Origin of the sequence: Pseudomonas sp. FSL W5-0203 (assembly GCF_001896155.1) — a bacterium.
Taxonomy (GTDB): Bacteria; Pseudomonadota; Gammaproteobacteria; order Pseudomonadales; family Pseudomonadaceae; genus Aquipseudomonas; species Aquipseudomonas paracarnis.
The window spans coordinates 1-25,883 of record NZ_MPOR01000020.1 but is presented as its reverse complement, the minus strand read 5'-3'; the positions used below and the strand labels follow the sequence as shown (position 1 = coordinate 25,883).

General features: G+C 60.8%; 23 protein-coding genes. 16 read left to right on the top strand and 7 right to left on the bottom strand.

Features of this window, described 5'->3' with window-relative positions; translation table 11 throughout:
• Positions 1–66: 66 nt before the first annotated feature.
• Positions 67–1,035 (bottom strand): hypothetical protein, encoded by a 969-nt coding sequence (locus BOP96_RS17975; protein WP_073453516.1) that lies wholly within the window; start codon positions 1,033–1,035, stop codon positions 67–69.
• 203 nt (positions 1,036–1,238) lie between these two features.
• Between BOP96_RS17975 and BOP96_RS17970 the strand changes: the two genes are divergently transcribed.
• On the top strand, positions 1,239–2,735 hold the full coding sequence (locus BOP96_RS17970; RefSeq protein WP_073453514.1) for a PAS domain S-box protein: 1,497 nt from the start codon (positions 1,239–1,241) through the stop codon (positions 2,733–2,735).
• A gap of 102 nt (positions 2,736–2,837) precedes the next feature.
• A complete protein-coding gene (locus tag BOP96_RS17965) occupies positions 2,838–3,110 on the top strand; it encodes a DUF1652 domain-containing protein (RefSeq protein ID WP_003190355.1) in 273 nt (90 codons plus the stop codon).
• Here BOP96_RS17965 and BOP96_RS17960 read toward each other — a convergent pair.
• Together BOP96_RS17960 and BOP96_RS17955 are read right to left on the bottom strand one after the other, a co-directional pair.
• Complete coding sequence (locus BOP96_RS17960; protein ID WP_019821426.1) at positions 3,073–4,266, bottom strand: MFS transporter; 1,194 nt, start codon at positions 4,264–4,266, stop codon at positions 3,073–3,075. The genes BOP96_RS17965 and BOP96_RS17960 overlap by 38 nt on opposite strands.
• An 88-nt stretch (positions 4,267–4,354) precedes the next feature.
• The gene (locus tag BOP96_RS17955; RefSeq protein WP_014717981.1) at positions 4,355–4,663 is read right to left on the bottom strand and encodes an RcnB family protein; all 309 of its coding nucleotides are present in this window, start codon (positions 4,661–4,663) and stop codon (positions 4,355–4,357) included.
• A gap of 142 nt (positions 4,664–4,805) precedes the next feature.
• On the opposite strand from BOP96_RS17955, the gene BOP96_RS17950 reads away from it, so the two are divergent.
• The 3 genes from BOP96_RS17950 to BOP96_RS17940 all read left to right on the top strand — a co-directional run bounded on the left by BOP96_RS17950 (position 4,806) and on the right by BOP96_RS17940 (position 8,760).
• Complete coding sequence (locus BOP96_RS17950; RefSeq protein ID WP_044483173.1) at positions 4,806–5,363, top strand: helix-turn-helix domain-containing protein; 558 nt, start codon at positions 4,806–4,808, stop codon at positions 5,361–5,363.
• A gap of 11 nt (positions 5,364–5,374) precedes the next feature.
• Positions 5,375–6,721 carry a glutamine synthetase family protein gene (locus BOP96_RS17945; RefSeq protein WP_058410174.1) on the top strand — a complete coding sequence of 449 codons (1,347 nt, stop codon included), beginning with the start codon at positions 5,375–5,377 and terminating at the stop codon, positions 6,719–6,721.
• Between the two features lie 179 nt (positions 6,722–6,900).
• Positions 6,901–8,760, top strand: a complete 1,860-nt coding sequence (locus BOP96_RS17940) for a DUF3857 domain-containing transglutaminase family protein (protein ID WP_073453512.1) — start codon at positions 6,901–6,903, stop codon at positions 8,758–8,760.
• Positions 8,761–8,892: 132 nt separating this feature from the next.
• On the opposite strand, the gene BOP96_RS17935 is transcribed toward BOP96_RS17940, so the two are convergent.
• The gene (locus tag BOP96_RS17935) at positions 8,893–9,786 is read right to left on the bottom strand and encodes a LysR family transcriptional regulator (RefSeq protein ID WP_014717977.1); all 894 of its coding nucleotides are present in this window, start codon (positions 9,784–9,786) and stop codon (positions 8,893–8,895) included.
• 128 nt (positions 9,787–9,914) lie between these two features.
• On the opposite strand from BOP96_RS17935, the gene BOP96_RS17930 reads away from it, so the two are divergent.
• The 6 genes from BOP96_RS17930 to BOP96_RS17905 all read left to right on the top strand — a co-directional run bounded on the left by BOP96_RS17930 (position 9,915) and on the right by BOP96_RS17905 (position 17,815).
• Positions 9,915–11,582 carry a GMC family oxidoreductase gene (locus BOP96_RS17930; protein WP_014717976.1) on the top strand — a complete coding sequence of 556 codons (1,668 nt, stop codon included), beginning with the start codon at positions 9,915–9,917 and terminating at the stop codon, positions 11,580–11,582.
• Positions 11,583–11,673: 91 nt separating this feature from the next.
• On the top strand, positions 11,674–13,296 hold the full coding sequence (locus BOP96_RS17925; RefSeq protein WP_020303184.1) for an MFS transporter: 1,623 nt from the start codon (positions 11,674–11,676) through the stop codon (positions 13,294–13,296).
• Between the two features lie 217 nt (positions 13,297–13,513).
• Entirely contained in the window at positions 13,514–15,463 is a 1,950-nt protein-coding gene (locus BOP96_RS17920) for a DNA topoisomerase III (RefSeq protein ID WP_032905030.1), read from the top strand.
• A gap of 129 nt (positions 15,464–15,592) precedes the next feature.
• Positions 15,593–16,033 carry a CBS domain-containing protein gene (locus BOP96_RS17915; RefSeq protein ID WP_073453510.1) on the top strand — a complete coding sequence of 147 codons (441 nt, stop codon included), beginning with the start codon at positions 15,593–15,595 and terminating at the stop codon, positions 16,031–16,033.
• A 9-nt stretch (positions 16,034–16,042) separates the two neighbouring features.
• On the top strand, positions 16,043–16,888 hold the full coding sequence (locus BOP96_RS17910) for an NAD-dependent protein deacetylase (RefSeq protein ID WP_020303181.1): 846 nt from the start codon (positions 16,043–16,045) through the stop codon (positions 16,886–16,888).
• 597 nt (positions 16,889–17,485) lie between these two features.
• Complete coding sequence (locus BOP96_RS17905) at positions 17,486–17,815, top strand: hypothetical protein (RefSeq protein ID WP_003190335.1); 330 nt, start codon at positions 17,486–17,488, stop codon at positions 17,813–17,815.
• A 58-nt stretch (positions 17,816–17,873) separates the two neighbouring features.
• Here BOP96_RS17905 and BOP96_RS17900 read toward each other — a convergent pair whose 3' ends face one another.
• Positions 17,874–18,776 carry a LysR family transcriptional regulator gene (locus BOP96_RS17900; RefSeq protein ID WP_073453508.1) on the bottom strand — a complete coding sequence of 301 codons (903 nt, stop codon included), beginning with the start codon at positions 18,774–18,776 and terminating at the stop codon, positions 17,874–17,876.
• Positions 18,777–18,909: 133 nt separating this feature from the next.
• On the opposite strand from BOP96_RS17900, the gene BOP96_RS17895 reads away from it, so the two are divergent.
• From BOP96_RS17895 to BOP96_RS17885, 3 genes are read left to right on the top strand one after another with little or no spacing between them, the layout of a single operon-like run.
• Positions 18,910–19,608, top strand: a complete 699-nt coding sequence (locus BOP96_RS17895; protein ID WP_073453506.1) for a CoA transferase subunit A — start codon at positions 18,910–18,912, stop codon at positions 19,606–19,608.
• A 31-nt stretch (positions 19,609–19,639) separates the two neighbouring features.
• A complete protein-coding gene (locus BOP96_RS17890) occupies positions 19,640–20,299 on the top strand; it encodes a CoA transferase subunit B (protein ID WP_005786928.1) in 660 nt (219 codons plus the stop codon).
• Between the two features lie 11 nt (positions 20,300–20,310).
• Positions 20,311–21,492, top strand: coding sequence for an acetyl-CoA C-acetyltransferase (locus BOP96_RS17885; RefSeq protein ID WP_019821410.1), 1,182 nt, complete (start codon positions 20,311–20,313; stop codon positions 21,490–21,492).
• A gap of 244 nt (positions 21,493–21,736) precedes the next feature.
• Here BOP96_RS17885 and BOP96_RS17880 read toward each other — a convergent pair whose 3' ends face one another.
• Positions 21,737–22,159, bottom strand: a complete 423-nt coding sequence (locus tag BOP96_RS17880; protein ID WP_014717969.1) for a PaaI family thioesterase — start codon at positions 22,157–22,159, stop codon at positions 21,737–21,739.
• Positions 22,160–22,316: 157 nt separating this feature from the next.
• Between BOP96_RS17880 and BOP96_RS17875 the strand changes: the two genes are divergently transcribed.
• Positions 22,317–23,111 carry a DUF4349 domain-containing protein gene (locus tag BOP96_RS17875; RefSeq protein WP_014717968.1) on the top strand — a complete coding sequence of 265 codons (795 nt, stop codon included), beginning with the start codon at positions 22,317–22,319 and terminating at the stop codon, positions 23,109–23,111.
• On the opposite strand, the gene BOP96_RS17870 is transcribed toward BOP96_RS17875, so the two are convergent.
• Entirely contained in the window at positions 23,112–24,197 is a 1,086-nt protein-coding gene (locus BOP96_RS17870) for a DUF1615 domain-containing protein (protein ID WP_073453504.1), read from the bottom strand.
• A 273-nt stretch (positions 24,198–24,470) separates the two neighbouring features.
• On the opposite strand from BOP96_RS17870, the gene BOP96_RS17865 reads away from it, so the two are divergent.
• Positions 24,471–25,883: DUF6531 domain-containing protein (locus BOP96_RS17865; RefSeq protein WP_238346852.1), on the top strand; the 1,413-nt coding region annotated here is incomplete at its 3' end.

The window sequence follows — 25,883 nt, the reverse complement described above, 5'->3', positions numbered from 1 at the left end:
TGGGATAAGGGTAAAATGCCAGCATTTTACCCCTTCACACAGGCGGCGTCCTTGCCGCAGACATCTTTAAGCCAAAGGCACGCGACGGGTAGTCAGCGCGATACGACCAATAAAGAAGCTCAACGCCGCACCCAACAGCAGCATGGCCAAGGTGCTCCAGGCGGCGCGGGACAGTTGCTTGGCAGCGACTTCACCGGCTTCACGGGCTTTCTGTTCAGCCTGTTTTTTCAGCTCATCGACTTTTCGCATGGCTTGCTGATAAGCCTGGGCATAGTTGTCGACGATCTGGGTGGCTTCTTCTTTGCTCTTGCCAGTGCGGGCCGCGACGATGTTGACCAGCGCCTCTTTATCCGCTGCATTCAATGCTGGCTCGCCGGACGCTTTCACACGTTCGAACCATTGCTTGAGCTCATCACCGGCCTGGGCAGGATTGGTCGCTGCATCGGTAGCCGACTGCTTGCCATCGGCAGCTGCCTGATCGGCTTTCTGCTCGACATTGGCAGGGTCCAGTTCAGCCTTGCCGCTCTGCTTGAGCAACGTATCCAGTTGGCCTTGCAGGCTGTTCCAGTCCAGCTCGATGCCCTGCTCATTCAACTGTTGCTTGATGCTATTGCCAATCCCCGGCGCGGCGGCAGCAATGCCACTGCCCGCAGCAGACAGACCTTTACCCACCACGTTGCCGGCCGTACCGACTACGCTGGAAGCCAGGCCCGCCAACAGCCAAGTGGTGAGCAAGGTGGTCAAGGTCCAGGTCAGCACCCCATGCAGACCGCCACGATCCGGCGCGGTGCGGCCGGCCACGAAGGCGCCCAACGCGATGGCGACCAGTGTCGATACAAACAGCCAGATACCCGCACCCGTGCCAAAACCGCTCAACGGGTTGCCCGCTTCCATCGGGTCAACGGCACTGGCGCCAATGGCGGTGCCCAACACGCTCAAAACCAGGTAGGTGACCAGTGCGATTGCACTACCGGCCAATACCGAGCTCCACGACACTCGAAACAGCGATCGATTGGTTTCATAGACAGTGGTCATACAAAGGTCCTTTTCAAATTGAGGAGCAAGGCAATGCGCCTTGATGGGTGTGAGTGTGGCGAAACGACATACGTTCAGTCCTGGCCCATATGCACCAGGCGCCCTGGTGCATTCGCACTGCCCCGTGGGCAATAACTCTGCACTATCCTGACGCCAGGATGTCGTAACCCAATGTGCCTTGCCCTGCCCTAATCGGAGACGTTATGACCCAGGATGTTCTCGCCAAAGAAACCAACCGCCGCCAACTGCAGACCATCATCTCGGGACTGTCCGACGGTGTGATTCTGGCCGAGGTCGACCAGACCATTCTGTGGGCCAATGAAGCGGCGTTGACCATGCATGGGGTCAGCGAGGTCAAGGAACTGGGCGCCAATACCGAGGCGTACGCCAAGCGCTTTGCCCTGCGCTATCGCAACAACCATCCCTTGCCACTGGACAGCTACCCCCTCAGCCGCGTGGCTGCCGGTGAAGAGTTCAGCGATGTGGTGGTGGAAGTCACGCCCGCCGACGACGAACACCGCAGTTGGGTACATCGCCTGCGCAGCCTGGTGCTGACCGATGCCCAGGGTGAGCCGGAGTTGCTGGTGCTGATCCTCAGCGACGCCACCGAATGGGCCAGCGCCGAGCAACGTTTTGAGAAAACCTTCAACGCCAACCCGGCGCCCGCCGTGATCTGTCGCCTCAGCGACCTGCGCTACATCAAGGTCAACCAGGGTTTTTTGGAGATGACCGGCTACAACTGCGACCAGGTCATCGGCAAATCCGTGTATGAACTGGATGTGCTGGAACAGGCCGAGCGCAAGGACCTGGCGATCCAGCGCCTGGGCGAAGGCGCGACCATCCCGCAGATGCAGGCCGAACTGAGACTGCCCGAAGGTGGCAGCAAACTGGTGATCGTCGCCGGCCAACCGTTGGACATGAACGAGGAAGACTGCATGCTGTTTTCCTTCACCGACCTGGAGCCACGGCGCAAAGCCGAGATCGCCCTGCGCCAGAGCGAAGAACGCTTCGCCAAATCCTTCCGCCTGACGCCCGTGCCGACCCTGGTATGCAGTGCCGACAATCGCCAGGTGGTAGACATCAACGAAGCCTTCATGAGCATCACCGGCTATATCAGCGAGGAACTGATCGGCAAATCCATCGAAGACATCAACTTCATCGACAGCCCCCAGGCCGGCGCGCAGTTGTTCGCCACCCTGGAAAAAGCCGGCAACCTTGAAGGCCAGGACCTCAAGGTGCGCAAGAAAGGCAACGAGGTGATCGACTGCGTGGTATCCGCCGACACCGTGATTATCCAGGACGTGCCCTGCTACCTGATGGTGCTGATGAACATCACCGAGCGCAAACGCTCGGAGCTGGAACTGGTGGCGGCCATCGAGGAAGTCATGCAGGACGCGTCCTGGTTCAGCCAGACCCTGATCGAGAAGCTGGCCAACGCCAAGAGCGTCAACAGCCCCAACCTGCCGAATGTTTCCTTCACCGACCTCACCGCCCGCGAGCGCGATGTATTGGGCCTGATCTGCGAGGGCCTGGCGGACAAAGAGATCGCCTCGCGCCTGAAACTGGCGCCCAACACCGTGCGTAACCATGTGGCCACGGTGTATTCCAAGCTGGGGGTGCACAGCCGTAGTGCAGCGATCGTCTGGGCTCGTGAACGCGGGCTGTTTGCCGGTGATTTGCGCCTGAAAAACAAGCCCTGACCCTGCAAATGCACTAGTGCGTCTAGTGCGAATTCGCCTTATTGAGCGGCGGTGCAAGCAATAACCTTCAAGGGATCGTATTTATGCCTAGAAGGAACCCGCATGTTTACCCTCTCTCAGCTGCGCAACTGCATCGAAGAAGGCCTGTCACCGCTGACGTGCGAATTCACCCTGTGCCGGGACGCGTCCTTGACCCTCAAGGTCTATGATGCCGAGACCGGCCGCGTCGACCTGGTGGTCACTGGCATCAGCACCAACCGCCTGCAGACCCCGCAGGAAGTAGCGAAAATGGTGGATGAATTGCGCTACGAACTGCAAAGCAACAACGTCGGCAAGCTCACGCTGGATGATTTGCCTTTATCGCCGCTCCCATGAAATAAAACACCCCACCTGCGACGATAAACGCCCCCAGCATGTAGAACATGTAATGGGCCGGCAGGCTGGCCAACACCAGCCCACACAGCACCGGCCCCAGCGCGGCACCAAGGTTGGACAGGTTTTGCGCCCCGTAATACATGCCCCGCAGGTGGTCCGGGGCAATTCGGTCGATAAACATGTACTCGGCCGGGAACACGATGATCTCCCCGACGGTGAACACCGCCATCGCCAGCACCCAGCCCACCACGCTGGTGGACAGCCCGAAGCCGATCAACCCCAGCATGAACATGCTCAAGCCAGCGCTCAGCCACTGGCTCAGGTAACGGTGCGAGATGCGCCGGCCAATCAGGTACTGCAAGGCAATCACTAGCACGGCGTTGGTGGTCAGCACCGCGCTGATCACCGTGTAGGTGTATTCGGCGGTCGTGGTGGTCACCAGGTATTGCGACAGGTAGGCCGTGAACTGGCCGAACACCACCGCGCTGAGTAAACCGCCGAGGGTGAAGCACACCAGGCGACGGTCCTGCAGCAAAACGCGGGCGACGGCAAGGAACGGCAGCGGCTTTTGCGTGGCGTCCACCGTGGCCAAGTTACGGTCACCCCAGCGCCCATACAGCAGAAAAAACCCCAGCCCCAACAGCGCCGACAGAACAAACGGCAAGCTGATATCCAGCTTGGCCACCATCGCGCCAAAGAACGGCCCTACGGCATAGCCGATATTGGTGAGGGTGTACTTGATGGAAAACACTTCGCTGCGCGCGTCTTCGGGCAGCAGGCTGGCGAAGCCGGCTTTCACCGCAATATCAATGACGGCGTAGGCCAGGTTGATCAGGATCAGGCAGCCATAGAACGCCCAGATATTCTGCGCCAGCACCGTACCGATAAACCCCAGCACAAACACCAGGCTCAAGCCGAGCAACAGGCGATAGCTGTTGATGCGGTCGACCAGGAAACCGCCGTAGACACTGAGTAGTGAACCGACGATCAGCGAACTGCCGATTACCAGGCCGACCTGGGTAATGTCCAAGGCGAAATGGCTGGTGAGGTAGATCACGAGATAAGGAAAGGTGATGGCCTTGGCCAGCGTCAGCAGCAACGTGGCGCACAGCAACAGGTTCACAGTGCGGGGGTAGTTTCTGATGGTGGCAAGCATCCTGCTCTCGTTCTTCAAAGGTAACGCGACCATTGCGGTCGGTTACCTTAACGCAAGAAACATGAAGCGAGCAGGTGCCCCGGCGGAATTATTTCTTGACTGGCGTAATCTCGAGGATGGTGCCGTTGGTGGTCTTGAGCAGGACGTACTTGTCACCTACACGCGCCCATTGGCTTTCTTCTTCGGGCTGTTTGAGCCCGCGTTTTTTCCAGTCTTTAATCGCTGACTCCTCGCGCATCAAGATGTCCGGGGCGCGATCACCCTCTTTCAAGTCACGGGCGTTGATGTTTGAAGGTTGCACGGTTTCCTGAGGGGTATCGCCGGCCTGCACGACAGCGCTGACGGAGGAAAAGCTGGCAGCGACCAGCAGGCAAGCGGCTAAGGTTTTCGACTTCATGGGTGCTCCTTCAATTAATGGTGCGTACCCAGGTTCCGACCGCGGCGGCGCGCAATCATTCAGCCGGGTTTCCCTGTGGCCAGAGATTGCCTTCGTGAAATTTATCATGTAATTTTTCATGAAATTATTCGATATAAATTTCATGACCCCACAAGAAGAACTCGCCACCCTCGCGGCGCTGATCCACGACCTGCGCAAGCACAAGAAGCTCACCCTGGCCCAACTTGCGCAAAAAATCGAACGATCGGTGGGATTTCTGTCCCAGGTCGAACGTGGCCTGTCGCGCCCGACCGTGGCCGATTTAACCGCCATCAGCCACGCCCTCGATGTGCCCACCACGTATTTCTACAGCCTGCCCAAACCCAAGGCGGTGGATTGGGTGACCCGCCCCAACGAGCGGCGCACGGTGTATTACGCCAACGGCATCACCGACATCCTGGTGTCGCCGAGCATGAACGGTGCGTTCTCGATGCTTGACAGCCTGTTGGCCCCCGGTGCCAACAGCGGCGAACAGAGCATGAGCGACCGTGCCGAACAGGCCGGATTTGTGCTCGAAGGCGAGTTGACCCTGTGGGTGGATGACGAAGCCGAGCCAGTCACCCTCGGCCCCGGCGACAGCTTCCACCTCGCCAGTTTCGCCCACTGCCGCTACGCCAACCTGACCGACCTGCCCGCCCGCGTCTTGTGGGTTTACAACTAGGAGCTGCACCCGTGAAAAGCCATTCCTCCACGTTGCTGGCCGAAGTACGGAGCTTTCGCCAGAACCACCCCGACGTGCGCTATGTCGACCTGATCGCCCTGGACATTCCCGGGCATTTCTACGGCAAGCGCTACCCAGTGGAGATGCTTGAAAAAATCGCCGCCGGCAGCCCGCTGAAGCTGCCGCAGAATGCGGTGCTACTGGGGGCCCAGGGTGGGCTGTTCAAGATTGGCGACTACTGCTTCAACGATGGCGACCCGGACGCCAATCGCCGATTGGTGCCCGGCACGCTCAAACCGGTGAACTGGGAGTCGCAGCCATTGGGGCAAATGCTCATCACCTCGGACGGCACCGAAGCGCCCATCGAGTTCGAACCCCGCGAAGTCCTGGCCAAGGTGCTGGAACGCTTGCAGCATCAGGGCATTCATCCCGTGGTGGCGTTTGAGCTGGAGTTCTACTTGTTCGATAAACAGCTGGAAAACGGCCTGCCGCAATTTGCCCGCGACCCGCTCAGTGGGGATGCCGACGACCAGCCCAACCTGCATATCGAACGGCTGTCGCGTTTCAGCGACGTGCTCGACGACATGGCGCAAACCGCCAAGGACCAAGGCATCGACATCACGGTGATCACCGCCGAGATCGGCCCCGGCCAGTTCGAGATCAACTTCGGCCACTGCGATGACGGCCTGCGCGCCGCCGACTGGGCCGCCCTGTTCTGCCGTAGCACCCGTGGCGTCGCGCTCAAGCATGGTTACCGCGCCAGCTTCATGGCCAAACCCTACCTGCAATTTCCCGGCAGCGGCATGCACGTGCATGTCAGCCTTTACGACGCAGCGGGCAATAACTTGCTAGCGGCCCATCAGCAGCGGCCATTGCGCCACGCCGTAGCCGGTTGCCTGGAATTACTGCCCCACTGCATGCCGATTTTCTCGCCCAACCACAATGCCTTCCGCCGCCTGGGCGGCACGGTTAACGCTGCGACGCGGGCGAGCTGGGGCTTTGAAGACCGCGATGCCTGTGTGCGCATCCCCGAGTCCGACCCGCGCAACCTGCGGATCGAGCACCGCCTGGCCAGCGCCGATGCCAACCCTTACCTGGTGCTGGCGGCGATCCTGGTGGGCCTGGAGCATGGGCTTGAGGCCAAGCGCGAACCCATCGCGCCACTGAACGAGGACCGCAACAGCGGCGCCGATTTCCCGGTGGAAATGCTCGACGCCGTGCGTGCCATGCAGCAACAACCAGTACTGCGCGACAAGCTGGGCGCGGAATTTGTCGAGGTGTATTGCGAGAACAAACGCCAGGACCACCTGGCTTTCCAGCAGGAGATCCAGGCGCGGGAATATCGCTGGTTCCTCTAAGCGCGTGACGCGCTCGCGGCATAAAAACCTTGATCCAAATCAAAGAAAGGCTCTAGCACGGGCCTTTCAGCCCGATAAATTGTCGAACAATCCTGGCCTTTGCCGTTGAGATCCATTATCATCCGGCGCCTTCTCGCTACCCGCCGGGTAGCTGTTTCAATGTGTCACCCGAGGCGCCCATGTACCGTTTTCCGTTTCACCGCCCTTTGATTGTCATCAGTCTGGGGCTGGTTTCCCATTCCGTCAGCGCGGCCCTGCAACCCATAGCCGAAGCCCCGCTGGCCAGTGACACCGAGCTGCACTGCCACTTCAACCGCGACGCCAGCACTGACTGCACCACCACCTACCACTACACAATTCTCAAGGCCAACGGCCGCGAAATGCTCTCGCGCATCGACTTCGACTACTCCGAAGCCGACACCTTTGAAGTGGTCAGTGCACAGTCCACTCAGCCTGGCGCCAAGCCGGTCGCCCTGGCTGCCACGCAAATCGATACCCGCAGCGCACCCAACCCGGACCAAGGCTTCAGCCGCGACAAGCAAACCTCCCTGGCCTTCCCCAACCTGCGCGTGGGCACGCAGATCCGCTACACGGTACGCCAGCATTACCCGGCCAAACCGCTGATGACTCAGTTCCACTATGTGCTCAAATTCGGGCCCAGCTCAGCCCGCCGCGATCGCTTCAAGGCGCGCTTTACCGCCGAACGGCCGATCCAGTGGCGAAGTGAATTGTTCGACGGTTTCAAGGTAACGCCTTCGAGCAACGGCAAGACCCTGGACGTGGTGCAAAAAGCCCCGACCTACCTCAACTACATCAATGAATCCTCCGCCGCCGCACTGCTGCGCGTCCCACGCCTTGAAGTGGGCAGCGCCGTGGACCGCCAGGCGTACTTCGGTGATTTCGCCCAGCGTTACAACCAGATCCTCGGCGCCACCCTGCCGGCGCAAGCCGCCACCGCGGTGGCCGCCGCACGCAGCCTGGCGCCGGCTGAGCAAGTGGCCGCGCTGATGCAGCACATCAATGATCACTACCGCTACCTGGGTGACTGGCGGGCGACCGAGCGCGGCTATGTGCCGTTCAGCCTGGCGGAAATCGAGCAGCACGGCTACGGCGATTGCAAGGACCTGGCGACCCTGCTGACGGCCATGCTCAAGGCCAGCGGCATCAAGGCTGAGACCGCGTGGGTCAGCCGTGGCGACGTGGTCGATGCCTTGCTGATCCCCGGCACCCAGGCGCCGAACCATGCCATCGTGCGTGCCGAAGTGAATGGACAGGTGTGGTGGCTTGACCCGACCAACCCGGTCTTCGCCCCTGGCCAAACCATGCCCGACATTCAGGACCGCTGGGTATTGGTCAACGATGCGCAGGGCCAGGTGCGCGAAGAACACATCCCACTGGAGCGCCCCGAAGTCTCGATACGCCTGGACAAACAGGTGCAGTACGGCAAAGAGGGAGATGGCGCGGTCAAGGCGACTATTACCTTCAGCCGCCTGCCGCTGATGCAACTGAGCGTCGCAGACCGCCAGCAAGGCACCACCGCCACCGACCAGAACATCTGCGCCAACTTCGGCAACGATATTAGCGACTGCCAGATCACCCGCGAACCCACCCGCTTTGTGGTACATGACGGCTACAGCGTCACCGCCCGCATGAACGATCAGCGCGCCCTGGAAAAACTGGCCAATGACTATGTCTACACCGACCCGTCCTTGAAAGACCGCTGGGAGGGCTACATCAACTATCGCCGCCAGGGGCAACAGGCTGACCTCTACCTGGGCAACCCAGAGACCTACGACTACACCTACACCCTGGCTGGCGGGAAGATGGAAAAAGCCATCCCCGGCTGCAAGGTGCGCTCGCCCTGGTACGACCTTGACCTGGACGGCAAACTGGAGAACGGCTCGCTGCGCTACCACTATCGCCTGAGCCAGAAAAAGCGCTGGCTGACCCATGCCGAAGTCACCAGCGATGCGTTCGGAAAGATGATTGAAGAGGCTCGGGCCTGTGCCGAGCAGGTGCATCAGGTAGTAAAGTTCTAGACTGCCCCTGACACACCCCGATCCAAATGTGGGAGCTGGCTTGCCTGCGATGGCGGTGTATCAGCCACTCATGTGCAAGCTGACACGCCGCCATCGCAGGCAAGCCAGCTCCCACCGTTTAATCCGTGTGCGTCAGCGGGATTCACCGAGCAACAAGCCCTGCTCCCGCGCGCACAACCCCACTACATAATCCCACAACACCCGCAACCGCACCGACTTGTGCAGCTCCCGGCGCGAGCTGATCCAATAGCTGCGCTGAATGCCCTCTGCCGGCAACAACGGCACCAACGCCTCATCGCCAGCTGCCATGAAACACGGCAACACCGCAATGCCCAACCCCGAACGCGCCGCCTGGTGCTGGGCGATCACGCTGGTGCTGTGGAACACCACCTTGGGGCTACGGCAGAAGCTGTTGAGGAACTTCAGTTCCTGGCTGAACAGCAAGTCGTCGACATAATCGATCCAGGCATGGGCAGCGAGGTCTTCACGTTTTTCGATGGGCGGGTTACGCGCCAGATAGGCACGGCTGGCGTACAGCGCCAGGCGATAATCGGTGAGTTTGCGCGTCACCAGTTGGTCGGCGCTGGGGCGTTCCAAGTGAATGCTGATCTCCGCCTCGCGGTTGAGGATGCTGACAAAGCGCGGCACCGCGACCAGCTCCACCTCCAACCCTGGGTAGCGTTCAAATAGCCCGCCCATGCGTGCGGCCAGAAACATCACGCCCAGGCCTTCGGCTACGCCGAGGCGGATCTTGCCCAGGGGCGCAGCAGAATGGGTGAGTTCATCTTCAGCCAGCAGTGCCACATTTTCCATAGCCTCGGCATGCTTGAGCAGCGCTTCGCCGGCGGGCGTCAGTTCATAGCCCTGGGCGTGCTGCACAAACAGCGCCGTGCCGAGGCTTTTCTCGATGGCGTCGATGTGCCGCGCCACGGTGGCATGCGTGGTTTTCAGGCGTTGGGCGGCGGTGAGCAGGCGGCCACTGCGCTGCAACTCGAGAAAAAACCGCAGGTCATTCCAGTCGAACATATCGCCTCCAGAGCCTGGGCCAGCCGGCGTTGTTTAAAAACGCACAGCGGGTGGGTAAAAACTAACATTTTTAAGACGAAAACTAACAACTAGGATGGGCCCAATAAGAAAAACAAGCGAGACCCCAGATGCCCAATGCAACTGCTGAATACGATTACATCGTCGTCGGCGCCGGCCCTGCCGGATGCCTGCTGGCCAATCGTCTGTCCGCCAACCCGGCTCACCGTGTCCTGCTGCTGGAAGCCGGTGGCCGCGACAACTACCCCTGGATCCATATCCCCGTCGGCTACCTGTTCTGCATCGGCAACCCACGCACCGATTGGTGCTTCAAGACCCAACCCCAAGCCGGCCTGCAGGGACGCGCCTTGAGTTACCCTCGGGGCAAAGTGCTGGGCGGCTGCTCGTCCATCAACGGCATGATCTACATGCGCGGCCAGGCCCAGGACTACGATGGCTGGGCGGCGGCGGGCAACGCGGGCTGGGCTTGGAAAGACGTACTGCCGCTGTTCAAACAGAGCGAAAACCATTTTGCCGGCGGCTCTGAATTCCACAGCGAGGGCGGCGAGTGGCGCGTCGAGCAACAGCGCCTGTCGTGGCCGATCCTCGATGCGTTTCGTGAGGCGGCGGCTCAAAGCGGCATCGCCAATATCAATGACTTCAACCAGGGCGACAACGAGGGCTGCGGTTACTTCCAGGTCAACCAGAAAGCCGGTGTGCGCTGGAATGCGGCCAAGGCGTTTCTCAAGCCGATCCGCCAGCGCCCTAACCTCACCGTGCTGACTGAGGTAGAGGTTGAGCGTGTGCTACTGGAGAACGGGCGTGCTTGCCAGGTACTGGGGCGTCAACACGGCCAGTCGATGAGCTGGAAGGCGCGCAAGGAGATTGTGCTGTGCGCCGGTTCCGTGGGTTCACCGGGGATTCTGCAACGCTCAGGGATCGGCCCTTCCCATGTGCTCAAGCCGCTGGGTATCAACGTGGTGCACGAGCTGCCAGGGGTTGGTGGCAACCTGCAAGATCACCTGCAACTGCGCCTGATCTACAAGCTGGAAAATGCCCGCACCCTGAACCAGATCGCCGGTACCTTGTGGGGCAAGATGGGCATGGGCCTGCGCTACCTGTACGACCGCAGCGGCCCGCTGTCGATGGCGCCCAGCCAGCTTGGCGCGTTTGCCCGCTCCGGCCCGGAGCAGACCTCGGCCAACCTGCAATACCATGTGCAGCCACTGTCCCTGGAACGCTTTGGCGAACCGTTGCACGGCTTCCCGGCATTTACCGCGTCGGTCTGCGACCTGCGCCCGCAAAGTCGCGGCCGGGTGGATATCCGTTCGACCAACCCGGCGGATGCGCCGCTGATACAGCCTAATTACCTCAGCCACCCCGAAGACTTGCGTGTAGCGGCCGACGCTATTCGCCTGACCCGGCGCATCGTCGCCGCTCCGGCCCTGAGCCAGTTCAAACCGGTGGAATACCTGCCCGGCGAAGCCCTGCAAACTGAAGAACAACTGCACGAGGCCGCTGCACGGATCGGCACCACGATTTTCCATCCGGTGGGCACCTGCCGCATGGGCGATGACAAAGACGCCGTGGTCGACAGCCAGCTGCGCGTACACGGCATTCCCGGCCTGCGCATTGCCGATGCGTCGATCATGCCGCGCATCACCTCCGGCAATACCTGCTCACCCACGCTGATGATCGCGGAGAAGGCCGCACAGCTGATTCTGTCACCCAACACTGCAGGAGCGAGCTTGCTCGCGAAAAACCCACCAGCACCGCGCACCACAGGGCACCCCGCGTAACCATTAACGCTATATGAAGTTGAAAAACACCGGCGCCGAGGTTGGCGCCGACAGTGGAAAAACAATAAATAATCACTGTGAGGGACACCCGATGTCAGAACATGCTCAACCCCTGGGCTCGGCGGCCAGTGCAAGTACCGCCAACGAATCAAGAAAGGTCATCTTCGCCTCCTCTTTGGGGACGGTGTTCGAGTGGTATGACTTTTTCCTCTACGGCGCCCTGGCGGCGGTGATCAGCAAGCAGTTTTTTGCCGGGGTCAACGACACCACGGCGTTTATCTTTGCCTTGATGGCTTTCGCCGCAGGCTTTGTGGTGCGGCCATTCGGTGCGCTGGTGTTCGGCCGGCTGGGCGATATGATCGGGCGCAAGTACACCTTCCTCGTGACCATCATCCTGATGGGCGTGGCAACCTTCTGCGTCGGGTTGCTGCCGACCTACGCCAGCATCGGCATTGCCGCACCGATCATCCTCATTGTGCTGCGCATGCTGCAGGGCCTGGCGCTGGGCGGTGAGTACGGCGGCGCCGCTACCTACGTGGCCGAGCATGCGCCACCGGGCAAGCGCGGCCTGCACACCAGCTGGATTCAGTCCACCGCCACCCTCGGCTTGCTGCTGTCGCTGCTGGTGGTGCTGGCCTGCCGTTACTTCACCGGCGATCAGTTCGAAGTGTGGGGCTGGCGCATTCCGTTCCTGTTTTCCATCGTGCTGCTGGGCATCTCGACCTGGATCCGCATGAGCCTGCACGAATCGCCCGCCTTCTTGAAGATGAAAGAGGAAGGCAAGGCCTGCAAGGCGCCGATTCGCGAGTCCTTCGGCAAGTGGGAAAACCTCAAGGTGGTGCTGATCGCGCTGTTCAGCATCAACGGCGGGCAGGCGGTGACCTTCTACGCAGCGCAGTTTTATGTGCTGTTCTTCCTCACCCAGTTCCTGCGCATGGACCCAGCCCTGGCCAATATGCTGTTGATCATCAGCGTGGTGATCGGCGCACCGTTCTTTATCCTGTTTGGCTGGCTATCGGACAAGGTCGGGCGCAAGCCGGTGCTGATGCTCGGCCTGCTGTTGGCGACCGCGCTGTACTTCCCGATCTTCAAGGGCCTGGCGCACTACACCAACCCCGCAATGGACCAGGCCAGCCAACAGGCGCCGATCACCGTACTGGCCGACCCGGCCACCTGCACCTTCCAGTTCGACCCGGTGGGCAAGGCACGTTTTGACAGCCCCTGCGACAAGGTCAAGACCTTCCTGGTCAAACAGGGGCTGCCCTACAGCAGCGCCGCCGCCCCTGCGGGCAGCCCGGTGCAAGTGAGCGTCGGCGATGTGCGTATCGACGGTTTTGATGAAGCGGCCCTGCGTGGCGCCGTGGCCCTGGCCGGTTACCCGTCATCGGCGGATGTGGCCCAGGTCAACAAGGTGATGGTGGTGGTGCTGATCGTGGTGCTGATCTTCATCGCCGCCATGTGCTACGGGCCCTTGGCGGCGCTGATGGTGGAGCTGTTTCCGACGCGCATCCGCTACACCTCGATGTCCCTGCCCTACCACATCGGTAACGGCTGGTTTGGCGGGTTCCTGCCCACTGTGTCGTTTGCCCTGGTGGTGTACACCGGCGATATCTTCTATGGGTTGTGGTACCCGGTGGTGGTGACGGGCGTGAGCCTGATCGTCGGGTTGTTCTGCCTCAAGGAAACCCGGCATGTGGATATCGAAAAAAACTGATACCTCTCCCTTGTAGGAGCTCGCTCGCGAAGAACCTGAGAGCAACGCGGGGCACCAGGCGCCCCGCGTCATCGTTAACGACCTTCGCGAGCAAGCTCGCTCCTACAGCGACGTATGGCACCCACACAAATTGCTGTACATCCATACAGATAATGGTTGCTCAAACCCCTTCAAATAAGCATCCTGCAAGGCATCAACCCGATCTGATGTGATGACCATGCGGCTGTACCTCTGTGAAAAACCCTCCCAGGCCAAGGATATCGCGGCTGTGCTTGGCGCCAGCCGCCGGGGCGATGGGTGCTGGCTGGGTAATGGAGTCACGGTCACCTGGTGCATCGGCCACCTGCTGGAAACCGCCCCGCCCGACGCCTACGACGCCAAATACAAACGCTGGGTGCTGGCCGACCTGCCGATCGTCCCGGAAAAATGGAAGATGCTGGTCAAGCCCAAGACCGCCAGCCAATACAAGGCCGTCAAGCGCTTGCTGGGCGAAGCCCAGGAACTGGTGATCGCCACCGACGCCGACCGTGAAGGCGAGATGATCGCCCGTGAACTGGTAGAACACTGCCGCTACCGCGGGCCGATCCAGCGGCTGTGGTTGTCGGCGCTCGACGACGCCTCCATTCGCAAGGCCCTGGCGGCGCTCAAACCCGGTGCAGAAACCTTCAGCCTGTATCATTCGGCCCTGGGGCGCTCGCGTGCCGACTGGCTGATCGGCATGAACATGAGTCGCCTGTTTACCCTGCTGGGGCGCCAATCCGGTTACCAGGGCGTGCTGCCGGTAGGCCGCGTGCAAACCCCGACCCTGCGCCTGGTGGTGGACCGTGATCGCAGCATTGCCGACTTCGTGCCGGTGGCCTATTGGGCCATTGATGTCGACCTGCGTCACGAGCACATGACCTTCACCGCCCAATGGCGCGCCCCTGACGATGCCTGTGACGACCAGGGCCGTTGCCTCAACCCGCAACTGGCGCGGGACGCCGCCGACGCCATGCTCAACGCCGCCACGGCGCGGCTGGTGAAACTGCGTACCGAGCGCATGCGCGAAGTGGCGCCCCTGCCCTTCGACCTCGGCACCTTGCAGGAGATCTGTTCGAAGAAGCTCGGCCTGGGCGCCCAGGAAACCCTGGACATCGCTCAATCCCTGTACGAAACCCACAAGGCCATCACCTACCCGCGCAGCGATTGCGGCTACCTGCCGTTGAGCCAGCACAGTGAAGCGCCGAAGATTCTTGCGGCGCTGGGCCGTGCGGACACGGCGGTCAACGAGCTGATGTCGCACATCGACCCTCGGCGCCGTTCGCGGGCCTGGAACGACGCGAAAGTCAGCGCCCACCACGGCATCATCCCCACCGGAGCCGGTAAGGAGGTCAGCCAACTGACCGGCAAGCACCGTGCGGTCTATACGCTGATTCGTGCGCGCTACCTGGCGCAGTTCCTGCCCAACCATGAATACGACCGCACCCAGGCCGATTTCGACTGTGCCGGCCAAGCGTTGCGCGCGGTGGGCAAAGTCATTATTGAACCGGGCTGGAAACGCGCCTTGCCCGAAGCGCTGGCACCCGCCAAAGGTCGCGAAGCCCCTGCGCCCCAAGCGTTGCCGACGCTGGTGCAGGGCCACGACTACGCCGTGGCCAAGGTCAACCTCAAGGACCTGTGGACCCAGCCGCCCAAGCCCTTTACTGAAGGCGACCTGATCAAGGCCATGAAAAACGTCGCCAAGCTGGTGGAGGACCCGTTGCTTAAGCAAAAACTCAAGGACACCACTGGCATCGGCACCGAGGCCACCCGCGCCGGGATCATCCAGGGCTTGCTGGACCGCGGTTATCTGGTGAAAAACGGCAAGGCCCTGTCGGCAACCCCGGCCGCGTTCAGCCTGATTGACGCAGTGCCCCGCGCCATCGCCGACCCCGGCACCACCGCCATCTGGGAACAGGCGCTGGACATGGTGCAAAGCGGCGAAATGAGCCTGGAGGAATTCGTCGCCAAGCAAGCGGCGTGGATGAGCAAGCAGGTGGCACGCTGTAACGGCATGCGCATGACTATCACTGGCCCCGCCAGCCCGGCTGGACGAGGTGCAACGCCCTGGAAAAAGAAACGCAAGGCCGCCCCGCGCAAGGCCGGCGCCAGCCCCAAACGCGGGAAAAAGCCGGTAAATGCGGGATAGATACCGAAAAAAACCGGCACATGACGTTTTTCGACAGGTTTAACGCCGCATTGGCCCTTGCTCCGGCGAGTTCGGTCTAGGATTCTGTAGGGGATCTGGACTACCAACAACAACACCGGAGTGGCCGCCATGAAGACCGTTGCACAACTGCTGAAAGCCAAGGATCAGAAAAACCAGGACGTCCACACGATCAAATGGGACCACACCGTGTTTGAAGCGCTGGTGCGGATGTCCGAGAAAAACGACGGTGCCTTGCCAGTGGTCAAGGATGACGTGGTGGTCGGCATCATCAGTGAACGGGATTACGCGCGCAAAATCATGCTCAAGGGCCTCTCGTCGGTCACCACCAAGGTCCATGAGGTGATGAGCTCGCCGGTGATCACGGTGGATACTCACAAGAGTGTCGAGGCATGCATGAACATCATGACCGACAGTCACCTGCGCCACCTGCCGGTGGTCGAAGACGGCAAACTGCTGGGCCTGCTGTCCATCGGTGACCTGGTCAAGGAAGCGATTGCCGAACAAGCGGCCTTGATCCAGCAACTGGAACAATACATCCGCGGCGAATAGGGGGAACCCATGCTCGACACGCTGGACCATCAGGAAGATCACCTCGACACCCTGCACCGGGCCATGACCGGCCGGCGTTTCCTGGTGCTGACCGGCGCAGGGATCAGTACATCTTCAGGTATCCCGGATTACCGGGACGGGGAAGGTGTACGCCGGGGCAAGCCACCGATGATGTACCAGGAATTCCTCGCCACTCCCGAGGCGCGGCGCCGCTACTGGGCGCGGGCGATGCTGGGGTGGCCACGGGTGCGCATTGCCCAGCCGAACAAGGCCCACCTGGCGCTCGCGACGCTGCAGCACCGTGGCCACATCAGCGGGCTGATTACGCAGAACGTCGACACCCTGCATGACCAGGCCGGCAGCCAGGGTGTGATCGAGCTGCATGGCAGCTTGCATCGGGTGCTGTGCCTGGATTGCCAATTGCGTAGCGAGCGCGACGTGATCCAGCGGCAGATGGAGGTCGATAACCCGCACATGGCACAGGTTCATGCGGTGCAAGCGCCGGATGGCGACACCTTGCTCGATCCGGCCTTTGAACAGCGCTTCCAGGTACCCCGCTGCCCACATTGCAATGGCGAACGGCTGAAACCGGATGTGGTGTTCTTTGGCGAGAACGTCGCACCAGCGACGGCGCTCAAGGCAATGACGGCGGTAGAGCATGCCGAAGGACTGTTGGTGGTGGGGTCATCGCTGATGGCCTATTCGGCGTTTCGCCTGTGCAAGGCGATGGTCGATCAGGGTAAGCCGGTGATCGCCATCAACCTGGGCAAGACTCGGGGTGATGAGCTGTTGCAGGTGAAGATCCAGGCCTCGTGCGAGCGGCTATTACCCTTACTGTCCGAGAGATTGAGATAGCGACGCATCAACATGTGGGAGCTGGCTTGCCTGCGATAGCAGTGTGTCAGGCGAACATGTACTCACTGACACATCGCCATCGCAGGCAAGCCAGCTCCCACAGGGGATCTGCGTAAACTCGCCACCAAAACCCTGCGACCCACCGCACAGAAAATGACGCCCAAGTCACGTTTTCGCGCATTCCCCCGTCCCCGCGGCAATTTATGTAGTGAGCAAAAATAATCACTACATAACCGTTGACGTAACCTTTTTGTCCTTGCATGATCTAGACGTCTCTCGGATCGAGAGCGTTGGTAACAAGCGTTTTGAACAGGCTCGTCTGACCGCCGAGCTGTTTTTCCGGATGTGCACTGCCCACAAGGCAGATTGATGAAGCTGACCGGCCCCGGAAGGGACAGGTACAAGGCGCTCAAACGCGGCTTGTCTTCGTGATCAGAGCATTGCGTAGCAGTCCATCAGCAAGACTACATGCATCAGCTTCAAGACCCTGCCCGTATTCGGCAGCCCGTCGCTGACGCCCGGTTTTAGTGACCGGAGACAACTTACTGGTATTAACGAATCAACTGATAGATCGCCAACTGGTCAAGGGGCTTACACATGAATCTGAACAACCAACCCACTATCGATGAATTGGCTGAGATGTTCGCAGCGCAGAAAGACACACTCGACGACCATATCCTGTGGATTGGCAAATCCGGCGAAGTGCAAATTGACTGCCTGGCGCCCCATACCGAAGAAGCCGAGTTTGACCGTAACAACCGTGAGCTGGCGGCGCGCCTGAAGATGTACCGCCGTGGCCAGGGTTATGTCGGCAAGAAGGCCGCCGCTGATCGCAACTTTATCGAGCAAGTGTTCGACACACTTAACAATGCCTGGGCGTCTTTCAAAGACAGCTCGCAAGTTAAAGTGATCGACCGTTACTACTAAGTAGTACTCAATCAATGTGGGAGTTGGCTTGCCAGCTCCCACAGGTGTATTTACTGGTTTAGAAAGTTGGAAACCTGCCCTTCCTCGCCTCATCCCGAAAGATATCAAACAACACCTGCGCCGCCGCCGACAGTTCATGCCCCGGCTTGGTCAGCACCCCAATCGGCCGCTCGATCACCGGGCCAGTCAAGGTAATGCAATGGGCTCCCGCCTCCTCCATCTGCCTGGCGCATAACGCTGGCACCGCGCTAACCCCCAAACCGCTGGCAACCATTTTGCCCACCGTCGCCAATTGATGGCTTTCCAAGGCAACGGGCAATTTCATCTGCAAGACACCGAGGTGTTCTTCCAGCATCACCCGCACAGTGGAAGGCCGTTGCAGGGTGATGAACGGCTGTTCCAACAAGGCTTCCCAGTCGATTTCAGCACACTGTGCCAAGGCTGAATCGCCTGGGACCACGGCGACAAAGCGATCCAGATACAACGGCGTGAACGCCAATGACGAGCCCTCAGACGGCTCGAAGGCCACCCCCAGCTCCACTTGACGGTCGCGCACCATCTCCAGCACTTGCTCATTGATCAGGTCATGCACCGTCACGTTCACCTGAGGGTAACGGGCGCGGAATATCTTCAGGATGGGGGGCAGCAGGTTGCCAGCAAACGATGGCATCGCTGCCACCGTGACACGCCCCCGTTGCAAGGTAAAACGCTGGCGCAGTTCGTCCTCAGCGTTGTCCCAGTCGGCAATCAACCGGCGGGCCAGGGGTAACAGCGACTCACCTTCAGGGGTCAGCGCGACGTTACGGGTATTACGGCTGAACAGGCGCCCGCCCAAGCCTTCTTCGAGGCCCTTGATGGTCAAGCTCAACGCCGACTGGGAGAGGTGCAAACGCTCGCAGGCAGCGGCAAAACTCAGACTCTGAGCAACAGCGAGAAAGGCACGCATCTGTTTAACGGTCATGACGCAGCTCCGGACCACGATTGGACTATGCTGTTTTTTAAATCAATCAACCTTAAAAAACAACTTAACAAATCAATACGCTGGCGCAACACTCAACTCACTGGCTGGACCACAAACAATAAAAGAGGTGCATATGGCAGGTTTCGATAAACGCGTGTCGTCCTATGAAGAAGCGCTGGCAGGCCTGGAAGACGGCATGACCGTGCTCTCCGGTGGTTTTGGCCTGTGTGGCATTCCGGAAAACCTCATTGCCGAAATCAAGCGCAAAGGTACCCGCGACCTGACGGTGGTCTCCAACAACTGTGGCGTCGATGGCTTCGGCCTGGGTGTGCTGCTGGAACAGAAGCAGATCAGCAAAGTGATCGCTTCCTACGTGGGTGAAAACGCCCTCTTCGAGAAACAACTGCTCAGCGGCGAGATTGAGGTGGTGCTTACCCCTCAAGGCACCCTGGCAGAAAAAATGCGCGCAGGCGGTGCCGGCATTCCGGCCTTCTTTACCGCCACTGGCGTCGGCACCCCCGTTGCCGAAGGCAAGGAAACCCGCGAATTCAAGGGCCGCCCGTATCTGATGGAAGAGTCCATCACCGGCGACTTTGCCATCGTCAAAGGCTGGAAAGCCGACCACTTCGGTAACGTTATCTACCGTCACACCGCCCAGAACTTCAACCCGCTGGCCGCCACCGCCGGCAAGATCACCGTGGTCGAAGTCGAGGAAATCGTCGAACCGGGCGAGCTGGACCCGGCGCAGATCCACACCCCTGGCATCTACGTCGACCGGATCATCTGCGGCACCTTCGAAAAGCGCATTGAACAGCGCACCGTCCGCAAATAATCCCCGTCCAGAACAATAAGAGGAAACAATCATGGCGCTTACCCGCGAACAAATGGCTCAACGCGTTGCCCGCGAGATGCAGGACGGTTACTACGTCAACCTCGGTATCGGCATTCCGACCCTGGTGGCCAACTACATCCCCGACGGCATGGAAGTGATGCTGCAATCGGAAAACGGCCTGCTTGGCATGGGCCCGTTCCCGACCGAAGAAACCATCGACGCCGACATGATCAACGCCGGCAAGCAGACCGTCACCGCACGCATCGGCGCCTCGATCTTCTCCTCCGCCGAGTCGTTCGCGATGATTCGCGGTGGGCATGTCGACCTCACCGTACTGGGCGCATTCGAAGTGGACGTACAGGGCAACATCGCTTCGTGGATGATCCCCGGCAAACTGGTCAAGGGCATGGGCGGTGCCATGGACCTGGTGGCCGGCGCAGAAAACATCATTGTGATCATGACTCACGCATCCAAAGACGGTGAGTCCAAGTTGCTCAGCCAATGCAGCCTGCCGCTGACCGGTGCCAACTGCATCAAGCGTGTGCTCACGGACCTGGCGTACCTGGAAATCGAAAATGGCGCTTTTGTCCTCAAGGAACGCGCACCTGGCGTCAGCGTTGAAGAGATTGTGAGCAAGACCGCCGGTAAACTGATCGTCCCGGACCACGTTCCAGAAATGCACTTCCAGTGAGGACAGATTCCATGCAAGACGTCGTGATTGTTGCTGCCACCCGCACCGCCGTGGGCAGCTTCCAAGGTTCGCTGGCGAACATTCCGGCCCCGGAACTGGGCGCCGCCGTAATCCGTCGCCTGCTGCAGCAGACCGGCCTGGACCCGGCGCAAGTGGATGAAGTGATCCTCGGCCAGGTGCTCACTGCAGGCAGCGGCCAGAACCCGGCGCGCCAGGCTTCGATCCTCGCCGGCCTGCCCCACGCGGTGCCGAGCCTGACCCTGAACAAGGTCTGCGGTTCGGGCCTCAAGGCTTTGCACCTGGGCGCACAGGCCATTCGTTGCGGCGACGCCGAGGTGATCATTGCCGGTGGCATGGAGAACATGAGCCTGGCCCCGTACGTATTACCTGCCGCACGCACTGGGTTGCGCATGGGCCACGCGAAGATGATCGACAGCATGATCACCGACGGCCTGTGGGATGCGTTCAACGATTACCACATGGGCATCACCGCCGAGAACCTGGTGGACAAGTACGGCATCAGCCGCGAAGCCCAGGACGCCTTTGCCGCCGCCTCCCAGCAAAAAGCCGCGGCCGCTATCGAAGCCGGACGCTTTGCCGATGAGATCACGCCAATCCTGATTCCCCAGCGCAAAGGCGACCCGGTGGCCTTCGCGGTGGACGAACAACCCCGCGCTGGCACCACCGCCGAATCCCTGGCCAAGCTCAAGCCTGCGTTCAAGAAAGACGGCAGCGTCACCGCCGGCAACGCCTCCAGCCTGAACGACGGCGCTGCGGCCGTGCTGCTGATGAGCGCCGACAAAGCCAAGGCTCTCGGCCTGCCCGTACTGGCGCGTATCGCCAGCTACGCCAACGCGGGCGTCGACCCGGCCATAATGGGCATCGGCCCGGTCTCGGCCACCCGCCGCTGCCTGGACAAGGCCGGCTGGCAGTTGGCTGATCTAGACCTGATCGAAGCCAACGAAGCCTTCGCCGCGCAATCCCTGGCGGTGGGCAAAGAGCTGGAATGGGACGCGCAGAAGGTCAACGTCAACGGCGGCGCCATCGCCATCGGCCACCCGATCGGTGCTTCAGGCTGCCGCGTACTGGTGACCCTGCTGCACGAAATGATCAAGCGCGATGCCAAGAAAGGCTTGGCAACGCTGTGCATCGGCGGCGGCCAAGGCGTGGCCCTGGCGCTCGAACGCAACTGAACCGGATCGCGGTTGTGGCGAGGGAGCTTGCTCCCGTTGGGCTGCGTAGCGGCCCCCATGCCAATAAGAGCAACACAGAAAAGGCCCGGCTCCACGAAAAGCCAGGCCTTTTCTTTTATCGATATCCCCTGAATGAACTCGATAAAAATGTGGGAGCTGGCTTGCCTGCGATAGCGGTCTATCAGTCAGATCATTGCTAACTGACACACCCCTATCGCAGGCAAGCCAGCTCCCACATTTGATCTCACTGCCTGTCAGCTTGCGGCACCGCAAACACCGCGCTCGCCCGCAGCACCACGCGCTCCTCCACTTGCAAACTCAGCGTGGCGAACGCCATCTGCCGTCCGCGCTTATGGCTTTCCAGACGCACCACCATCCACTCCCCTACCTGCACGGCGCCCAGGTAATCCACGGTCATGCTGGCGGTAATCAACGGCAACGGCGGCTCACTGGAAAACGCCATGGCGTACCCCATGCCGATATCGGCCAGCGTCGCCAGCACCCCGCCGTGCACCGTACCTCGCCCATTGGCGTGGCGATGATCGGCGCGCAGGCCGACTTCCAATTGCAAACCTTCGCCACGGCAATACGCCGGGCCGAGCAGTTCCAGCAACGGGCTGCTGCGCGGCAATGGGACAAAGCCTTGGGGGACGGTCTGAGCGTTCATGGCGGATGCTTCCCTGGTGTGAGGCTTGAGGTGTACGCCAGCCTCGACCCGGCAGCCACCACCATCAGCCGGGCAAATCCCGGGCAATGCTTTGCGTTAATGGGCCAGACCCGCTTTAATCTCGGCCAATTTCTCCTGCACATTTCAAGGAAACGCCATGCGCCACCTGGACGGCAACTCCCACCCGCTACGCGCGCCGCTGTTGATCTTGCTTGCTGGCCTGGCCTTGGCCGGTTGTTCCCCCAAGGACCACTCTCGCGCCACGGTCATCAATGGCGAACAGGGCAAGGCCGGGGCGCAACTGGCCTATGAGCATGAATTGACCCTGGCCCTGCCCGGCGGCCTGCTTGCGCCGCGTATGCAGGCCACTCGTGAGGCGTGTGAAACGGCGCGCTTTGGTGCCTGCAATATCCTTGGCATTACCGAAGACGGCCAAGGTGGCCAGATCATCCTGCGGATCGCGCCCACGGGTGTGGAGCCGATGGTCGCCCTGGCGGCCGAAGGCGGTAAGCTCGGCCAGCGCATCACCACTGCCGAAGACCTGGCCGATGCCGTGGCGGATGTACGCCGCCGCCAGGACCGCCTGCAAGCTCAGCAGCAACGCCTCGATGAACTGGCCAAGCGCAAGGACATCACCGTCAGCGATCTGATCGTCCTGAGCAAAGAGCAAGCCGGCATTGAAAACGAGCTGCAGGAACTGGCTCAGGTTGCCGCCGGCCAGCAACGCCGCCTCGACACCAACCGCGTGACCTTGAACTTCCGCTCCTCCGACGGCGCCAACCAGGTGTCAAGGTTCACCCGGATGTTCAGCAACCTGGGAGACAACCTGGTGAACGGCACCGCAGACGCCCTGGAACGTGCCAGCTATGTGCTGCCCTTCGTGATCCTGGCGTTCCCGGTGGTGTGGTTGTGGGTGGGCTTGTGGCGCCGGTTCGTCAAGCGTCGCGGTTGATCAGCGCTTCATGCAGCGCTGGTAACGCTCATCCACGCGCTTGGCAAACCAGGCCGTGGTCAGGTTGCGGGTGATCTTCGGGCTCTTGAGCACAATACCCGGCAGGATCGCCCGAGGCAGCGGCTTGCCGGCCGCCTGGTCGGCCAGGCTGAAAACGCGCTTGTACAAGGTGGTGTCCTCGAAATCCAACTGCTCGCCCTGCTCCAGTTGGCTGCGGATGCTCGGGTTGCGCATATCTAATTTCGCCCCCAGTGAACGCACCGCCAGCTCGGTGGTGCCGGGCAGCAATGAGCCATAGCGGATCAAATCCCCATCCAGCGCCAGCTCTTTGCCTGAAACACGACTGACTGCAGCCTGGAACGCGGCATTGCGGCTGGCGTACCAACCGGCGTTGAAATCGGCAAAGCGGTACAGCGGCTGGTCGTAGCTCACCGGGTAGCCGAGCAAGTGGGCGATGCCGAAGTACATGCCGCCGCGACGGGTAAACACTTCGCGGCGAATCGTACCGTCCACCGTGTAGGGATAACCCCGCGCCTGTTTCTGCGCAAAGTCGATACTGACCTGCATGGGGCCTGCAGTGTGTACCGGGTTGAACCCGCCAAACAGGGTGTTGCCCAGGGGCACCATGCTGATGAAGTCGTCGAAGATGCCGCTCAAATCCCTTTCCGTACGGGCGGCATTCAAACGATCGGCGTAGGTTTTGCCGGTGGGCGAGCGCAGTTGCAAGGTGCTGCGCACCACGAATGCCGGCACATGCACCTTGGCGGCGCGGCGCAGGATTTCATCCTGGGCGATCTTGCCCATGCCCGGCACCGGCGGGTCGACCTGATAGGTGGACTCCTGCTCGGTCACCGCCAATACCGCACAGATGTTTTCGCTGCTTGGGTAGATTTTCTGGGTGTCGAAGGCGGTGTAGATGTCCTGGGCCCAACCGTTGCGGTCCGACACCTTGGCCGGCAGCAGGCGCACGATCTGCGCCTTGACCTCGGCTTCACTGCGCTCGGGCTGCTGGGGGCCACGGGAGGTGGAGCAACCGGCCAGTACCCACAACGGAATAAGGCAGAACAGCAGACGGGTTGAATACATGAGGCTTCCTTGGTTAACGACAGGCCGGGCAGTGCTGATATCGACAGGTAAGTCTAACCGGGGTTCGTCGGCATGCCGAACCCAGTGCCTGGCAGTAACTGAAACATCCCACACCACTGCCGGATAAGCTCTACTCCTCACCCCGGCAAACCTCTGCAAAGTCCCTCGCCTGATCAAACAGTGCGAGGGAATGCAGATGGTTTTTTTCGTGACGCGTGCGGTTGACGGGGCCGCCACTTGAACCCGGCCATTGGCAGGCTGGCGCTGACGCCAATGAACGTGGAAACGGTCGACGTTGAGGGCGTCTTCCGTGACTTTCGCGATTGCTTGAACACCTTTGACGAGTGGGCCAAAAGCTTTTGGAGCTTCTCCGCGCTGGACGTCGAACAGGTGTTCAAGGTCGGGGAAGACGTCGCGCTGGTTGCCCCGGTCAATCGCTCCCTGTTTCCCAGCAGCACCGTCGCCACCTGCCAGGCCACGGGTACCTTGACCCTGGTGCATATGTTCCAGAGCACGAGGTTCGTACCCATCGGCAACACCCCGGTGATCGTGCAACGCGTTGATCCAAACGGCGGCCCGCTGGGCGAGCCCCTCCATAAGACCATCGGCCCGAGTGGCATCCTCGAAGTCACCGAGTGTGATCGCAACCAGCAATACCGGGTGAGTTTCTACCCCAACGTTTCCCAGGATCACCTCAAAGCACTGTATGCGTCCTATCAGTCAGTGATCGCAGCGTTGGAAGCCCGGCTGCGCAAAGAGTGGACCGACACCTTCCAGGCCCAGTGGAAAAATTATGCAGACGCCCGCCCGCTTGAGCGGCGCCGCTTGCTGGAAGCGGCTTTTGCCAGTGGGTTAGGCAAAGCGCTTTACAGCCTGTGGGACAACATTGGCGAGCTGTCTGCGCTGCTGGCGGACCTCAAGCCCAACAGCGAAAAACTGCTGCAATACCTTTCTCAAACCGAGCTCGATGAACTGCTGACACTGGGCAGTGATGCGATAGCCCAAGGCTTGTTGGTGCTCAGTGATGAGCCGCTGCTGTTTGTCTACCTGTCGGCGCTGGTCAGTTGGATGCGCATGCTCCCGCCACCGGAGATGGCGGAACTGTGGGGTGAAATCACCGGTGAGGTGCTGATCAATCTGCTGCTGATTCGCGTCTTGGGTGCGATGGGCGTGGTGGTGCGATTGGGGGCTCGTGTGCTCAGTCAGGTCAAGTCCGGGCGGGCGCGGGTGTTGTTGGAATTGCTGGCCAAGCAAGTAGTGGGGCCTCGGCTGGAAACCCATGTGGAGGCCGCCAAGCCGGTGTTGCTGAGCAGTGCGGCGACGCCGATTAAGACGGTGCCGGCTGTGCCGTTGAAGGCGGGCGATACGCTGGTTTCGAACCCGGTGCCGATGGTGCGCGACAAGACCCAGCGCACGACGTTGGTCCGTCAGGAGCCTGTCGATGATGTGCCAACTGTGGCGTCGAATCCGAAGGGCGATGCGGCGGCGCCTGCGGATAAAACAGTCACTCACGGCTGCCCGGTGTCGATGGTCACCGGCGAGGAATTGCTCACCCTCACCGACGGCGCGCTGGACGGGATTTTGCCGTTTGAGTGGACACGGCTGTATCGCACTAGCGCGGTGGAGGTCGATTGTGGGCTGGGGTTGGGTTGGAGCCATGCGCTGGCTCATCGGCTGGTGGTGTCG

Bases quoted from the DNA above. Each gene is read 5' to 3' on its own strand.
- BOP96_RS17975 (WP_073453516.1), bottom strand. From the start codon at position 1,035: ATGACCACTGTCTATGAAACCAATCGATCGCTGTTTCGAGTGTCGTGG.
- BOP96_RS17970 (WP_073453514.1), top strand. From the start codon at position 1,239: ATGACCCAGGATGTTCTCGCCAAAGAAACCAACCGCCGCCAACTGCAG.
- BOP96_RS17965 (WP_003190355.1), top strand. From the start codon at position 2,838: ATGTTTACCCTCTCTCAGCTGCGCAACTGCATCGAAGAAGGCCTGTCA.
- BOP96_RS17960 (WP_019821426.1), bottom strand. From the start codon at position 4,266: ATGCTTGCCACCATCAGAAACTACCCCCGCACTGTGAACCTGTTGCTG.
- BOP96_RS17955 (WP_014717981.1), bottom strand. From the start codon at position 4,663: ATGAAGTCGAAAACCTTAGCCGCTTGCCTGCTGGTCGCTGCCAGCTTT.
- BOP96_RS17950 (WP_044483173.1), top strand. From the start codon at position 4,806: ATGACCCCACAAGAAGAACTCGCCACCCTCGCGGCGCTGATCCACGAC.
- BOP96_RS17940 (WP_073453512.1), top strand. From the start codon at position 6,901: ATGTACCGTTTTCCGTTTCACCGCCCTTTGATTGTCATCAGTCTGGGG.
- BOP96_RS17935 (WP_014717977.1), bottom strand. From the start codon at position 9,786: ATGTTCGACTGGAATGACCTGCGGTTTTTTCTCGAGTTGCAGCGCAGT.
- BOP96_RS17930 (WP_014717976.1), top strand. From the start codon at position 9,915: ATGCCCAATGCAACTGCTGAATACGATTACATCGTCGTCGGCGCCGGC.
- BOP96_RS17925 (WP_020303184.1), top strand. From the start codon at position 11,674: ATGTCAGAACATGCTCAACCCCTGGGCTCGGCGGCCAGTGCAAGTACC.
- BOP96_RS17920 (WP_032905030.1), top strand. From the start codon at position 13,514: ATGCGGCTGTACCTCTGTGAAAAACCCTCCCAGGCCAAGGATATCGCG.
- BOP96_RS17915 (WP_073453510.1), top strand. From the start codon at position 15,593: ATGAAGACCGTTGCACAACTGCTGAAAGCCAAGGATCAGAAAAACCAG.
- BOP96_RS17910 (WP_020303181.1), top strand. From the start codon at position 16,043: ATGCTCGACACGCTGGACCATCAGGAAGATCACCTCGACACCCTGCAC.
- BOP96_RS17905 (WP_003190335.1), top strand. From the start codon at position 17,486: ATGAATCTGAACAACCAACCCACTATCGATGAATTGGCTGAGATGTTC.
- BOP96_RS17900 (WP_073453508.1), bottom strand. From the start codon at position 18,776: ATGACCGTTAAACAGATGCGTGCCTTTCTCGCTGTTGCTCAGAGTCTG.
- BOP96_RS17895 (WP_073453506.1), top strand. From the start codon at position 18,910: ATGGCAGGTTTCGATAAACGCGTGTCGTCCTATGAAGAAGCGCTGGCA.
- BOP96_RS17890 (WP_005786928.1), top strand. From the start codon at position 19,640: ATGGCGCTTACCCGCGAACAAATGGCTCAACGCGTTGCCCGCGAGATG.
- BOP96_RS17885 (WP_019821410.1), top strand. From the start codon at position 20,311: ATGCAAGACGTCGTGATTGTTGCTGCCACCCGCACCGCCGTGGGCAGC.
- BOP96_RS17880 (WP_014717969.1), bottom strand. From the start codon at position 22,159: ATGAACGCTCAGACCGTCCCCCAAGGCTTTGTCCCATTGCCGCGCAGC.
- BOP96_RS17875 (WP_014717968.1), top strand. From the start codon at position 22,317: ATGCGCCACCTGGACGGCAACTCCCACCCGCTACGCGCGCCGCTGTTG.
- BOP96_RS17870 (WP_073453504.1), bottom strand. From the start codon at position 24,197: ATGTATTCAACCCGTCTGCTGTTCTGCCTTATTCCGTTGTGGGTACTG.